General features: G+C 71.2%; 13 protein-coding genes and 1 pseudogene. 6 read left to right on the forward strand and 8 right to left on the reverse strand.

Annotation, left to right across the window (positions count from 1 at the left end; genetic code table 11):
• Positions 1 to 63 precede the first annotated feature (63 nt).
• The 4 genes from BUS84_RS12345 (at position 64) to BUS84_RS12365 (ending at position 3,639) form a co-directional block, all read left to right on the forward strand.
• Complete coding sequence (locus BUS84_RS12345) at positions 64 to 1,176, forward strand: putative manganese transporter (protein WP_074311507.1); 1,113 nt, start codon at positions 64 to 66, stop codon at positions 1,174 to 1,176.
• A gap of 17 nt (positions 1,177 to 1,193) precedes the next feature.
• Positions 1,194 to 1,571 carry a hypothetical protein gene (locus BUS84_RS12350; RefSeq protein WP_143728343.1) on the forward strand — a complete coding sequence of 126 codons (378 nt, stop codon included), beginning with the start codon at positions 1,194 to 1,196 and terminating at the stop codon, positions 1,569 to 1,571.
• 409 nt (positions 1,572 to 1,980) lie between these two features.
• Positions 1,981 to 2,595 carry an SDR family oxidoreductase gene (locus BUS84_RS39835; RefSeq protein WP_244298492.1) on the forward strand — a complete coding sequence of 205 codons (615 nt, stop codon included), beginning with the start codon at positions 1,981 to 1,983 and terminating at the stop codon, positions 2,593 to 2,595.
• Positions 2,596 to 2,679: 84 nt separating this feature from the next.
• A complete protein-coding gene (locus BUS84_RS12365; protein WP_074311513.1) occupies positions 2,680 to 3,639 on the forward strand; it encodes a TIGR03557 family F420-dependent LLM class oxidoreductase in 960 nt (319 codons plus the stop codon).
• On the opposite strand, the gene BUS84_RS12370 is transcribed toward BUS84_RS12365, so the two are convergent.
• From BUS84_RS12370 to BUS84_RS39020, 4 genes are all read right to left on the reverse strand, one after another.
• The gene (locus BUS84_RS12370) at positions 3,632 to 4,036 is read right to left on the reverse strand and encodes a four-helix bundle copper-binding protein (protein WP_074312551.1); all 405 of its coding nucleotides are present in this window, start codon (positions 4,034 to 4,036) and stop codon (positions 3,632 to 3,634) included. The two genes, BUS84_RS12365 and BUS84_RS12370, sit on opposite strands and share 8 nt — an antisense overlap.
• A 106-nt stretch (positions 4,037 to 4,142) precedes the next feature.
• Entirely contained in the window at positions 4,143 to 4,601 is a 459-nt protein-coding gene (locus BUS84_RS12375) for a hypothetical protein (RefSeq protein WP_074311515.1), read from the reverse strand.
• A gap of 3 nt (positions 4,602 to 4,604) precedes the next feature.
• Positions 4,605 to 7,040, reverse strand: a complete 2,436-nt coding sequence (locus BUS84_RS12380; RefSeq protein ID WP_074311517.1) for a molybdopterin oxidoreductase family protein — start codon at positions 7,038 to 7,040, stop codon at positions 4,605 to 4,607.
• 101 nt (positions 7,041 to 7,141) lie between these two features.
• Complete coding sequence (locus tag BUS84_RS39020; protein ID WP_208869591.1) at positions 7,142 to 7,303, reverse strand: hypothetical protein; 162 nt, start codon at positions 7,301 to 7,303, stop codon at positions 7,142 to 7,144.
• A gap of 36 nt (positions 7,304 to 7,339) precedes the next feature.
• On the opposite strand from BUS84_RS39020, the gene BUS84_RS12390 reads away from it, so the two are divergent.
• Together BUS84_RS12390 and BUS84_RS12395 are read left to right on the forward strand one after the other, a co-directional pair.
• Positions 7,340 to 7,645, forward strand: coding sequence for a hypothetical protein (locus BUS84_RS12390; protein ID WP_208869592.1), 306 nt, complete (start codon positions 7,340 to 7,342; stop codon positions 7,643 to 7,645).
• Between the two features lie 192 nt (positions 7,646 to 7,837).
• Positions 7,838 to 8,977: a carboxylate-amine ligase gene (locus BUS84_RS12395; protein ID WP_074311519.1), complete on the forward strand. Its 1,140-nt coding sequence runs from the start codon at positions 7,838 to 7,840 to the stop codon at positions 8,975 to 8,977.
• Positions 8,978 to 9,041: 64 nt separating this feature from the next.
• Here the strand turns inward: BUS84_RS12395 and BUS84_RS39840 are convergent, their stop codons facing one another.
• The 4 genes and pseudogenes from BUS84_RS39840 to BUS84_RS12415 all read right to left on the reverse strand — a co-directional run bounded on the left by BUS84_RS39840 (position 9,042) and on the right by BUS84_RS12415 (position 12,705).
• Positions 9,042 to 9,371, reverse strand: coding sequence for a hypothetical protein (locus BUS84_RS39840; protein ID WP_244298493.1), 330 nt, complete (start codon positions 9,369 to 9,371; stop codon positions 9,042 to 9,044).
• A gap of 346 nt (positions 9,372 to 9,717) precedes the next feature.
• Positions 9,718 to 10,436 (reverse strand): annotated as a pseudogene (locus BUS84_RS12405) (SigB/SigF/SigG family RNA polymerase sigma factor).
• A gap of 491 nt (positions 10,437 to 10,927) precedes the next feature.
• Complete coding sequence (locus BUS84_RS12410) at positions 10,928 to 11,590, reverse strand: response regulator (RefSeq protein ID WP_074311521.1); 663 nt, start codon at positions 11,588 to 11,590, stop codon at positions 10,928 to 10,930.
• Positions 11,587 to 12,705, reverse strand: coding sequence for a sensor histidine kinase (locus BUS84_RS12415; RefSeq protein WP_074311523.1), 1,119 nt, complete (start codon positions 12,703 to 12,705; stop codon positions 11,587 to 11,589). Before BUS84_RS12415 ends, BUS84_RS12410 begins: the two co-directional genes overlap by 4 nt.
• Between the last annotated feature and the right edge of the window lie 104 nt (positions 12,706 to 12,809).

The following is a 12,809-nucleotide window of genomic DNA, read 5'->3' on the forward strand; positions in this document are numbered from 1 at the left end:
CTCGCCGGGTCGCCCGGTTTGCCGGGCGGACCGGCCCGCCGTCGTACGCGCAGGAGGTGCGCCGTGACCGAACTCGTCCTCCGTCCACTCGCTGACGCGTTCATGCAGGTCGGCGTGTACGTCGCCGTCATGGTGGCGCTGTTCGGCGCGCTGCGCTGGCGCTACGGGGATCGGGTCACCGATGGGCTGACCCGGCGACGCCGGCTCGGCCCACTGGTCGGCGCGCTGCTCGGCGTCAGCCCCGGCTGCGGCGGCGCCATCGTCCTCATGCCCCTGTACGCCCGCGGCAAGGTCTCCTTCGGCACCGTGGTCGCCGCACTGACCGCCACCATGGGGGACTCATCGTGGGTCGTGCTCGCCTGGAACCCGGCCTTCGCGCTGAAACTGCACGCCCTGCTGTTCGCCGTCGGCCTGGTCACCGGATACGTCGTCGACGCTCTCGGCATCGATCCGGCTCGGGCCACCCAGCGCCGGCCGAAGCTCGCGCCAACCGCCGCACCGGTCGGCCTCGCCTCCGCCAGTGGGCTCAACCTGGCCGCGTCCCAACGCCTGCTCGGCGGGCTCCTGCCCCGGGTGCCCGCGTCGACGGCATTCTGGGGCCTGACCACACCGGCCTTCGCCGTGTCCGTACCGGTCGTGTTCCAGCTCGTCGACCCGGCCGCGCTGACCCAGGCCCTCGGCGGGGTGGACCCGTACCTGGCGCTCGGTGTGCTCGGCACGCTGACCGCGGCGCTCATCTTCGCCGCCGGGCGGGGGCGGCTGGCCGACGACACCCTGGAGACCGCGCACGCCCGTTCCATCGGCGCCACGCTGCGGCACAGCGCCCACGAGGCCTCCTTCGTCACCGTCTGGGTCGCCGCGGCCTACCTCGGTTGGCAGGTGCTGACCACCACCACCGGTTTCGACGGCTCACAGCTGGCCGTGACCGGCATCATCGGTGTGCTGGTCGGCGCCGGGATCGGACTCATCCCCGGCTGTGCCGTGCAGATCGTCTTCACCGCTCTCTACGTCAGCGGCGGCCTGCCGCTACCGACCCTGGTCGCCAACGCGATCAGCCAGGACGGAGACGCACTGATCCCGCTTGCCGCGATGCGCCGGCATTCGGCTGCGCTGGCCACCGTCATCACCACCGTGCCGGCAGCAGCCGTTGGTGCCGCCCTGCTCGTCGTCCTGTGATCCTGAAGGGAGCAATCGTGTCCTCCGTCGCCACGCCAACCCTCGTCTCACTGTCGCGCACCCGCCGCAAGCTGGCGATCTTCACCGCGCTGACCGTCGTCGCGCTCGTCGCCGGGCTGCCCGGCTGGACCATCGCCGCCCTGGCGCTGACCAGCCTGACCATCCCCCTCGCCGTAGCCCTCGCCGGAGGACGAAATCTCCTTCGGGACCTGCTGCGCCCGAGGCTCAGCGACACGGGACGGCACGTGCCGACAACCCGGTCGAGGGGTGCCAGGTGTCTCCAGCCGATCGGTAGTGGCGCCGGGTTCCGCACTCCGGCGCACGGGACGGAGCCCAACCGCCAGACCGGCAACACGTGCTGGCCCGAGTGCCCCTCCGTGCGACGCGGATCGTAAAATGCTCTCCTGTAGCGCGTCTGTACGTCGTGAACGAGCGTCAAGCAGCGGCGCCGGTCCTGACCCCACGTCGGGTTCGTACAGCGGTCCGTTCGCACGCGGGCCCCCGCCCCGCGCTGTCCAGCTTCGTTCGAGGTCGACCGCGCCCGTTCCACAGAGACGCCAGACGCATGCCACAGGCCCCCCTCGATCTCACCCAGGCCCTCATCGAGCTGGGTACGATCCGGTACGGCGAAGCGAGCCTGAACACCGTCCTGGTCAGGATCACGGAGATCGCCAAACAGACGGCGCCCGGGTCGGAGGACGTGTCGGTGACCCTGATTCAGGGCTCCAGGTCGTACACCGCGGCGTACACCGGCGACCTGGCGTTGCGGCTCGACGAGTTGCAGTACGAGCAGGGCCGCGGCCCGTGCCTGGACGGGTCGAGGACGTGGCCACGGAGCGCCGTTGGCCGGCCTGGGCGGCGAGCGCACGCGCCACCGGCGCCGCGAGCTCTCTGTCGGTGGCGCTGCCCATCCAGGAGGCGGTGGTCGGCGCGCTGAACATCTATGGCCGGGCCCCGCGGGCCCTCACCGAGGTCGTCCAATTGGCCCAGACCTTCGCCCGGCCATGCGGCAGTCGCCGCTACTACCGGGTGACCAAGGCGGCCCTCGACCACCTACCGGAGAACTCGGCGATCATCAACACGGCCTCGATCAACGGGCTCAAGGGCAATGGCCACCTGATCGACTACTCGGCCACCAAGGGCGCGATCATCGCCCTCACCTACTCCCTCGCCCAATCCCTGATCAAGAAGCGGATCCGGGTCAACTGTGTCGCCCCCGGGCCGGTCTGGACGCCCCTGATCCCCGCCACGTTCCCCGCGGACAAGGTGCAGGAGTTTGGCCAGCAGATGCCGATGGGACGCGCCGCGCAACCGGACGAGATCGCTCCCTCGTACGTGTTCTTCGCCAGCGACCAACTGTCGTCCTACTACACCGGCGAGGTGCTCGCCCCGATCGGCGGCATCACCCTGCCCGACTGACGGCCAGCGGAACCCCGCTTCTCGGAGCCCGATCGGTGAGAGGGTGACGGACAGGAACCGCACGGACCGGTCAAGGAGAACGGCATGCGGATCGGGTACAAGCTGTCCACCGAGGGATTCGGCCCGAAGGAGATCATCCGGCAGGCGGTCCGCGCCGAGCAGGTGGGCTTCGACTTCGTGGAGATGAGCGACCACTACCACCCGTGGCTGGATGTCCAGGGCCACGCGTCGTTCACCTGGACGGTGTTCGGGGCGATCGCCGCGCAGACCGAGCGGATCGGCCTGGCCACGGGGGTGACCTGCCCGACGGTGCGCTACCACCCGGCGATCATCGCGCAGGCGGCCGCCACTCTGGCGATCGTCTCCGACGGCAGGTTCACCCTCGGCGTGGGCGCCGGCGAGCGGCTCAACGAGCACGTCGTCGGCCAGGGGTTCCCCAGCGCGCGCGGGCGGCACGAGCGGCTGCGGGAGGCCTTGGAGATCATCCGGCTGCTGTGGTCCGGTGGCTACCAGTCCTACGAGGGTAAGCACCTCCAGCTGGAGGACGCGCGGGTGTTCGACCTGCCGGAGCAGCCGCCGGTCATCGCCGTCGCGGCCAGCGGCCCCGCGTCGGTGGCGATCGCCGCTGACCTCGGCGACGGCCTGTTCGCCACCGAGCCCGAGCCCGGCCTCGTGGAGGCGTACCGGCACGGCGGCGGCACGGGGCCCCGCTACGCCGAGGTGCCGGTGGCGTGGGCCCCCGACGAGCAGCAGGCGGTGCAGGCGGCCTGGCAGACCAGCCGGTGGGCGGTCACCGGCTGGAAGGTGATGAGTGAGCTGCCCAATCCGGTCAACTTCGACGCCGCGTCCCGCACGGTCACCGAGGACGACATCCGACAGCAGTTCGCGGTCGGCCCCGACCCCGACACCCACGTGCAGGCGGTGCGGAAGTACGTGGACGCGGGCTTCGACCATCTCGTGCTGCAGAACGCCGGCCCGGACCCCGACGGTTTCCTCGACTTCTTCCGCGACACTCTCGCCGACCGCCTCCGCGCGCTCAGCTGATGGTCGCCAGCAGGTCGCGGCAGGCCTGCTCGCAGGCCCGGCACACATCGGCGCAGATTCGGCAGTGTTCGTGCATCTGCGCGTGCCGGGCGCACTCGTCACCACAGGACCTGCAGACGGTGGCGCAGGCCTCCAGCAGGGTGCGGCTGATGTTGGCGTCATAGCCGGTGTGCCGGGACAGCACCCGGGAGGTGGTGGTGCAGATGTCGGCGCAGTCCAGGTCGGTACGCACACACTTGGTCAACTCGGCGACGCTGTCCTCACTCAGGCAGGCGTCCGCGCACGCCGTGCACGCCTGCGCGCATTCGTTGAGCGCGTCGATGGTCGCCGCCAGCTTCGCCCGGTCGAGGTTGATCGACTTCGGATAGGTCTCCAGCATCGACATGGTGATCGTCATGGTCGTCTCCTTGATCGGCTTCCGGCCCACCTGCGCTACCCGCCTGCGTCCTGGCCATGCTTGGGCCGGGCGAGCGGCCTGTGCGGGCTGGCGTGGCCGGCGGCCGTCAGTCGGCGACGACGAGGGCCTGCGGAGCGGACTGCTTCATCCTGGTACGCAGCCACTTGAGCTGGATCGCGGTCTCCCCCTCGCAGCCCTGCACCGTCGCGAGCAGGTCCTCGTCCCGAACTCCGTAGGCGGCCTGTCCGACGACGGTCCAGGCGATGTCGCACTCGGCTGCCATCAGGTAAAGGTCCTGCAGGTCACGCAGGATTCCGAGGCCGCCGGTACGGGTGCCGGTGAACAGCTGCGAGTGCAGCCGGTCCGGTTCGGCGGGTGCCTCCTCGGCGTAGCGGGCGGCGAACGGCTGCAGGCGTTCGGCGTGGGCGTCGCAGCGCTGGGCCTGCTGCTGGCAGAGGTGCTGGATGTCGGGCTCGTCGGCATGGGCCTCGGCGACCTGCCGGAACGCGTCCGCGAGGTTGACCTGTGCGCGGTGCAGCAGGCCAAGGTAGTGGGCGAGGTGCATGACTCACTCCTTCCCGCTGGTCGCCTGGGCGGCCGGTCCGCCGACGGTCGGCGGCACGTCGGCGTCCGGGGGCGGCTCACTGCCGCCGACCGTCGGCGCCGGCGAGGGTACGCCCCGCCCGTCGGCGAGTTTCGCCACCGCGACGGCGGCCACCTTGAAGAGGGGCTGCTTGGAGACCGCGTCCCAGGCGGTGATGGTCAGCTCGTTGGCGGCGCGCGGTGTGCGCTCGGCCGGGTCCTGGTCGAAGTAGCCGTAGTGGAACGGCAGGAACACCACGCCGGGGCGGATGCCGCAGAGCCGGGCGCGCGCCTGGATCGCGCCGCGAGCGGAGGAGACGCCGACCAGGTCACCCTCGACGATGCCGAGCCGGTCGGCGTCGGCCGGGTTGAGCTCCACCCACACCTCCGGGGCGGCCTGGTTGAGCTGTGGGGCTCGGCCGGTCTTTGTACGGGTGTGGAACTGGTAGACCGTACGCCCGGTGGTGAGCAGCATCGGGTGTTCCTCGTCGGGCACCTCCGGTGAGGGCTGGTAGTCGACGGCGTGCAGGAACGCCCGTCCCTTCGGCTCCTTGGCGCGGTACTCGGGTTCAGTGAACTCGGCGCCCGTGGCGAGATCCTGGCCGTACGTCTCGCAGTAGTCGGGGTCGGTGTTGAACCGGCCGTCGGTGTAGAGCCGCTCGGCGCCGTCGGGGTGGTCGTCGTTGCAGGGCCACTGGATGCCGGAGCCGCCGCGCAGCCGCTCGTAGGTGATGCCGCTGTAGTCGCAGGGCCGCCCCCGGGAACACTCCTTCCACGCCTCGAACACCTCCTCCGGCGCGGTCCACCGGATCAGCGGCGCGCCGTCGCGGTCGCGGAAGTCCATCCGCCGCGCGTAGTCGAGAAAGATGTCCAGGTCGGCGCGGGCCTCACCGGGCGGGTCGACGGCCTTCTCCGAGATGTGCACGGTGCGGTCGGCGCTGGTGAAGGTGCCGGTCTTCTCACCCCAGGTCGCACCGGGCAGCACCACGTCGGCCAGCTCAGCGGTCTCGGTCAGGAACAGGTCCTGCACCACCACGAACAGCTCCGGCTGCTGGAGGATCCGCCGGATGCGCGACAGGTCGGGCAGGGATACCGCCGGGTTGGTGGCGGAGATCCAGAGCAGTTTGATCGAGCCCTGCTCCGCGTACCGGAAGATCTGCATGGCGTGCGTCGGCGGCGCCCAGTGCGGGATGGTGTCGACCTCGACGTTCCACAGCCGTGCCAGCTCCGCGACGTGCTGCTCGTTGTCCCAGTTCCGGAGGCCGGGCAGGTCGCCGTCAGCGCCGGTTTCCCGGGTGTTCTGTGCCGTGGGCTGGCCGTTCATCTGGTAGATCCCCGCGCCCGGGCGACCGATCATGCCCCGGAGCAGGTGCACGTTGTTGACGGCGCAGGAGGCGGCGGTGGCCTGGTTGGACTGGTAGAAGCCCTGAAGAACCGTCGACAGCAGCCGCTGGGAGGTGCCGAGCAACTCGGCGGCGCGCTCCACGTCGACGGCCGGGACGTCGCAGATGTCAGCCACCCGGCTGGGTGGATAACCGTCGACCGTCCGGCACAGCTCCTCGAACCCGAGGGTGTGCGCGTCGACGTAGTCGGAGTCGTACCAACCCCGCTGGATGATCTCGCGGAGCAGCCCGTTCATCAGGGCCATGTTCGTGCCGTTACGGACGGCGAGGTGCAGGTCGGCCTCCCGCGCGACCGGGGTGGCCCGCGGGTCGACCGCGAGCATCGCCGGCGGGTTCGGCCCACGCCGCCGGTCGAGCATCCGCATCCAGAGCACCGTCTGGGTCTCGGCGACGTTGTGGCCCCACAGCGCGATCGCGTCGCAGTGGTCGACGTCGGTGTACGAGCCCGGCTGCCCGTCGGTGCCGAAGCTGGCCTTCAGCGCCGCCGCGGCCGTGGCGGTACACAACCGGGTGTTGCCGTCCATGTGCGGGGTGCCCAGGCCGGCCTTTCCGATCACCCCGAGCGTGTAGTACTCCTCCAGGAACAACTGCCCCGTTGTGTAGAAGCCGAAGTGACCCCACCCGCCCGGTCCGTCCAGTAGTTCCTTCGAGCGGACGACGATCCGGCCCATCGCCGTGTCCCAGTCCGTCTCCACCAGGCGGTCGCCGTCGCGGACCAGCGGACGGGTCAGCCGGTCCGCGCTGTGGTTGGCCTGCCAGCCGTAGAGGTCCTTCGGGTCGAGCCGTCCCCGATTGACCCGGTCGACCGCGCGGCCACGCACTCCGACGATCCTGCCGCCGGCGACCGCGATGTCCATCGCGTCCCCGTTGGAGTGCAGCACCGACGCCGACTGGGCCCACCGATCGACGTCAGCCTCGGTCCGGTCACCGTCGAGGAACCGGTCCACCCGGACCGGCCACTCCTGCCCCGGCCCGTACGGGGTCCGCTCACCCCAGGGATCAGCGATCCGGTCGACCATTCCGCGCTCCCGTCGTCGACGCTCCCCCTCCACCTCTGATCGTCACAGTTCTCCCGTCCTGGTCCGAGCAAACAACCAACAGTCATCGCATTTCGCAGCCGTCACCGCGGGTCGTCGATGCCCTCCGTGGCACGCTCCCGGCGCAGGTGCGCCAACGCCCGCCGACCCAGGTCGGTGTCCTCGCGGCCGAGCGCCTGGTACATCGCCTCGACCTTCTCGTACGGTTGTGCTGGCGGGAGCAGCGGGATCGCCGGATCCACCATCGCCTCGATGCGCGTGGGCCGGTCCGCCGACAGGGCGTGATCCCAGGCCGCGTCGACCTCGGCGGGCGTGGTGACCCGAACTCCGTGCAGGCCCAGCAGTTCGGCCCAACGGGCGTACGGGGCGTCGGGCAGGGGCCGAGCCTCATCGGCGGACCGGACCTGACCTATCTGCCGGAGGCGACGCCACTCACCGACGACACGGCTCTGCCCCCGCCGCCCGATCCCAAGCCGTACGCCACCTACGACGGCTCCCGGGGCCCGGGCAAGACCGGTGACGCCGCCGGGGCGCACGCCCAGGGAGTCACCAACGTGGTCAAGAAGGTGAAGGACGCCCTGGATTGACGCGGGCGTACGCACGCCGCTCCCGGTCTCCCGGAGGTAGGAGGCCGGGACGGGGGGCCGGAGACAGCCGGTGACCACGCCAGCCGGGTGACGGGATGTGACCAGCATCCAGTGGGCCCTGCCGGGTTTGTCCGCCTGAGAACCGGGAAATCGCGGCGACCTCACTCTGGCCTCGACAGGAGCGGACGCACGATGACGCAACGTCCCACGGCCACCACCACCGCCGCCCGACCCGGCACGGACGTGCTGACGCTCGGCGTAGAGGAGGAATACCTGCTCCTCGACCCGGAGACGGGCGTGAACATGCCGGTGGCCGACGAGGTCCTCGCCGCCCTGCATGGCGACGCCCGCCAACTGAGCCGCCAGGAGTTCCGGCACAGCATGATCGAGATGGTCACGCCCGTCTGCACGGACCTCGACGAGCTCCGGAACCAGCTCGTGGAGCTGCGCGGGGCCGCGTCGCGGGCCGCCGTGAACTTGGGCGCCCGCCTGGTGGCGGTCGGTGCGACCCCCGTCGCGGAGCCACACCGCTCGGTGCCGGACAGGCCGCGCTACCACGCCATGTCGGACCGCTACGGACCCGTCGCACACGACCCCGCCGTTTGCGGCTGCCACATCCATGTCGGCATCCCCGACCGGGAACTCGCCGTGCAGGTGTGCAACCACCTGCGGGTCTGGATGCCGGTCATTCAAGCCATCACCGTCAACTCACCCCTGCATGACGGGGTCGACAGCGGCCACGCCAGCTGGCGCTCGATGCAACTCGAACGCTGGCCCAGCATCGGCCCCACCCCGCACTTCACCTCTGCCGCCGACTACGAGGAGACCGTCGCCGCGCTGGTCACGGCCGGAGTTATGCTCGACGAGGCGATGGTCTACTGGTACGCCCGCCCGTCCGCCGCCTACCCCACAGTGGAGATCCGGGTCGGCGACGTGTGCCCCACCGTCGACGACACCGTGCTGGTCGCCGGGCTGGTCCGCGCGCTGGTCGCGACCGTGATCGAGGACATCAACGCCGGAATCGCCGCGCCCCGCGTCCGAGGCTGCCTGGTCTCCGCCGCCCACTGGCGGGCTGCGCACGACGGGCTCGAGGGCACCCTCATCGACCTGCGCGCCGGCGGAGCCCGCCCGGCCTGGGACCTCATCGACGAACTCTTCGCCACCGTCGCACCCGCGCTCCTGCGCCACGGCAACCTCGGCTACGTGCTGGCCCAACTGGGCAGGTTACGCCGCGACGGCACGGGCGCCCGACGGCAGCGCCGAACGCTCGAGCGCACGGGAGACCTCCACGCCGTGCTGGACCTGCTGGCGGCACAGACCACCGCCCAGTGACAGCTTCTTCCGCGGCGCGCTGGTCGCTGACCACCTACCGGAGACCCGATCCCCGGTACAGGCCCTACCTCCGTCGTCCCGACACGGCATGGGCGGCACCGCGCGGCAGCGGGCCGACGTCGGAACGGCGACCGGGACGCAACGCCGCGTGCCGCTGGCCGGGGCCGGCGCCGTCGCGGGCGGCGAGGGCATCCGCGACCGCCCCGGTGACGAATCCGTAGACGGACTTGTGCAGTACGTCGACGGCCTGCTCGGAGCGTGGCCAGGTCTGCGGCGGGGCCCCCACGCCGGTGGCGTTCTCCAGGATCTGATCGCTGGTCAACCGCACCACGGTGAACATTCCCGACGCCCACGGACCCCGCAGGCCAGCCTGCGCCATGGTGCTGCGCAGCACGCGCCCACGAGCGCACCCTGCCCGTAGTGCATCGTGAGGTTCCGCCACCGCGGCTGACGCTTCGGTGCCTCCGGCATGCCCGTGAGCCGTGCCAGTACGCGGGCCGGCACGTACGAGTCGGGCCGCCCGGTCAACCGCTGCTCCAGCTTCTCCGCCGCGGTCATCACCGCCGCCCCCGCCAACCCGGCGACCAGCCCTTGCCACACCGCACGCTTCAGCATGGCGACCCCCTACCCACCGGTTGGGCACCTACACCCGCCACGCCGCGGTCGGTTCACCTCCCCTCCGGTGAGCAGCCGGTGAGCCGCAGCCCGACGCTGTGGATCGAGTCCCGCCCGCGCACCCCTCACGAGGTGGCGGTCAGCTGGACCCTCAGCTTTGCCAGCGCCCGGGCCAGTAGCCGGGAGACGTGCATCTGTGACACGCCGACCTGCTCGGCGATCTCCTGCTGGGTCAGGTTGCCGTGGAAGCGCAGTGCGATGATCTTCCGCTCCCGGTCAGTCAGGGTGCCGAGCGCTGGCACGAGAGCCACCCTCAGCTCAGCGAGGGCGAGGTCGTTGTCCTCGCCGCCGAGCATGTCGCCCAACTCCCTGGACGTGGTGCCATCGCCGAACGGGTGGACAGTGAGACCGCGTTGTAGGCGCGGGCGCCTTCCAGCCCCTCGAGGACCTCCTCCTCGGTGAGGTCCAGGTGTCCGGCGATGTCGGCGACGGTCGGCGAGCGGCCCAACAGGGGGGTGAGGCTGTTGTTGGCCTCGGCGATGGCCATGCGCCGCTCCTGCAGCCGCCGGGGAACACGGATGTCCCAGGTGCGATCGCGAAAGTGGCGCTTGATCTCCCCAACGATGGTGGGGATCGCGTAGTTGGCGAAGTCGATTCCACGCGACGGGTCGAACTTGTCGATCGCCTTGATCAGCCCCAAGGCTGCCGTCTGCGGCAGGTCGTCGCCGGGTTCGCCGCGGCCGCTGTAACGCCGGGCGAGGTGATGGGCCAGCGGGAGCCAGGCCTCGATGGCGCGATCCCGAGCGGCCGGCCTGGCCGGATGACCGGCCGGCAGCGTGACCATTGCGGTGAGGAGGTGGCTGGCCTACGACTCGGATGCGGTGCCGTCGGCGGTCGGGGTGTTCGTCGGCGTGGGCCGACCCGTCGAGGTGGTGATCATGAGCATCCTCTGCGGTCCGATGTGGGTGCTGTTCCGGCTGCGGTCACGATCACCGATGGTGTGCCGAGGTGGACCGTCCGCCAGAAGGACGCCGACCGGGGCTGTCGTGGCGTCGTGGCGGTTGCGACCACCGCGAGGGGATGCCGCACCGTGCCCAGATCGGGGCGGGCTGCCAGCCTCCGCAAACCTGTGCCCAGATGGACACCAGGCGGGCCTTCGCGGCCCCTGCGGTAGCTGGATCACCGGTCACGTGCGGACCTCCCGAGACTCGGGATCGTGTCGGGCACGTGGCTTGACCCAGAGCAGAGCCTAGAACGGGTGACGGACTTCTGGCACCGGTGCTGCGGCGGCCGCGTCCGCAAGGGCGGCGCCCGGCCTCCTGCGGGAGGGGGACCTCACCGGTTGCGTGGTGTCACCAGGCCGGATTCGTACGCGAGGACCACGAGTTGGGCACGGTCCCGGGCGTGGAGCTTGGTCATGGCCCGGTTGACGTGGGTCTTGGCGGTCAGTGGGCTGATCACCATCCGTTCGGCGATCTGGTCGTTGGACAGGCCCTGCGCGACGAGGGCGACGCTCTCGCGTTCGCGGTTGGTCAGCCCGTTCAGGTCTGCGTCGGCGGCGGTGTGGAGCGGCTCGGTGACGTACCGGTTGATCAGCTTGCGGGTGATGGCCGGTGCGAGCAGCGCGTCGCCGCGGGCGGCGACACGCATGGCGTGCAGGAAGTCCTCTGGCTCGATGTCCTTGACGAGAAATCCGGCGGCCCCGGCGCGCAGGGCGTGAAAGACGTGTTCGTCAAAGCCGTAGTTGGTCAGGATGACGACGTGCACCCGCGCCAGGGCCGGGTCGGCGGCGATGCGACGGGTCGCCTCGATGCCGTCCATGACCGGCATCTGGATGTCGATGAGCGCGATGTCAGGCAGGTGCTCCCTGGCGAGAGCCAGGCCCTCCTGCCCGTCGCCGGCCTCGGCCACCACCTCGATGTCGTCCTCGACATCGAGGAGCGCGCGGAAGCCGCTGCGAAGGAGCGGCTGGTCGTCGACCAGCAGGACGCGGATCATGACGTACGGCCCATGGGGAGTTCGGCGAGGACGCTGAAGCCGCCCTCGTTGCGTGGTTCCGCGCGGAGGCGACCGCCGAGGGCGGTGACTCGTTCGCGCATCCCGAGCAGCCCGACGCCGGGAATCGGGGCAACGTCCGGCGTGGCCCTGCCGTCGTCGTCGACCCGGATCGCGAGGGCGTCCGGACGGTAGTCGACCCGGACCGACGCCGTGGCGGCGGCGGCGTGACGGGCGATGTTGGTGAGGGATTCCTGAACGATCCGGTAGGCCGTCCGGTCCACCGCGGCCGGCACGTCGTGCCGTTGTCCCTCGATCGTCAACGTCGCGTCCAGACCCGTCAAGCGCGCCCGTTCCACCAGTTCCGGGAGGTGGTCGAGCCCGTGCGACGGGGTCGCGTCGTCGTCGCGCAGCGTCTCCAGGGTCGCGCGCAGTTCCCGGTTCGCCTCACGACCGGCCTCGCGGATCGCCAGCAGGGCCTCCGGCACCTGCTCTCCACGCTTGCGGGCCAGGTGCACGGCCACTTCCGCCTGCACCTTGATGATGGAGATCTGGTGGGTGAGCGAGTCGTGCAGCTCGCGCGCGATGTGCAGCCGCTCCTCGTCGGCGCGCCGCCGCGCGGTCTCCTCCCGGGTGCGCTCGGCCTCGTCCGCCCGCCGCTCGGCCTGCCGCAGTGCTTCACCCGCGGCGCCGGCGGCGACCAGCCACGCCAGCTCGAGGGCGCCCCGGGCCCGCGCGAGCGCCTCCCCCACGGACATGTCCTGCGGCAGGGCGAGGGCCGCGAGCGGGAGAGCGGCCAGCATCAGCACAGCCACCACGACCGTGACGACACGGTGGCCCGCCCGCACGGCGGCGTACACCGCGAACAGGAACGCGACGGCGGGCACGTCGAAGCCGACCGCCTGGTAGCCCACCGCGCAGAGCCCGGTGACGGCCAGGACGGGCACCGAAGCCCGGCGGCGCGCCGACAGCGCCAGGCCGCCGGCCGCCAACAGCGCATAGCCGAGCAGGTCGATACCCGCCGCAGGGTGGTCCCCGGACCGCCCGGCGACCAGCAGCACCGCCGCCACGCCGAGCGCGATCGCCCAATCGCTGACCGCGGCCCGTCCTGTGCTCATGCGCGCACCATAGCCGGATGTCGCCGCCGGGCGACTCCTGCTCGCGGAGGAGCGGGCACCTACCGCACACGCAGTACCTACGCGGCGCCTACGGCGTCCGCGGC

It is taken from the genome of Micromonospora cremea, assembly GCF_900143515.1.
In the GTDB taxonomy this organism is placed as follows: Bacteria; Actinomycetota; Actinomycetes; order Mycobacteriales; family Micromonosporaceae; genus Micromonospora; species Micromonospora cremea.

Bases quoted from the DNA above. Each gene is read 5' to 3' on its own strand.
- BUS84_RS12415 (WP_074311523.1), bottom strand. From the start codon at position 12,705: ATGAGCACAGGACGGGCCGCGGTCAGCGATTGGGCGATCGCGCTCGGC.
- BUS84_RS12365 (WP_074311513.1), top strand. From the start codon at position 2,680: ATGCGGATCGGGTACAAGCTGTCCACCGAGGGATTCGGCCCGAAGGAG.
- BUS84_RS12380 (WP_074311517.1), bottom strand. From the start codon at position 7,040: ATGGTCGACCGGATCGCTGATCCCTGGGGTGAGCGGACCCCGTACGGG.
- BUS84_RS12370 (WP_074312551.1), bottom strand. From the start codon at position 4,036: ATGACGATCACCATGTCGATGCTGGAGACCTATCCGAAGTCGATCAAC.
- BUS84_RS12375 (WP_074311515.1), bottom strand. From the start codon at position 4,601: ATGCACCTCGCCCACTACCTTGGCCTGCTGCACCGCGCACAGGTCAAC.
- BUS84_RS39020 (WP_208869591.1), bottom strand. From the start codon at position 7,303: ATGGTGGATCCGGCGATCCCGCTGCTCCCGCCAGCACAACCGTACGAG.
- BUS84_RS12395 (WP_074311519.1), top strand. From the start codon at position 7,838: ATGACGCAACGTCCCACGGCCACCACCACCGCCGCCCGACCCGGCACG.
- BUS84_RS12410 (WP_074311521.1), bottom strand. From the start codon at position 11,590: ATGATCCGCGTCCTGCTGGTCGACGACCAGCCGCTCCTTCGCAGCGGC.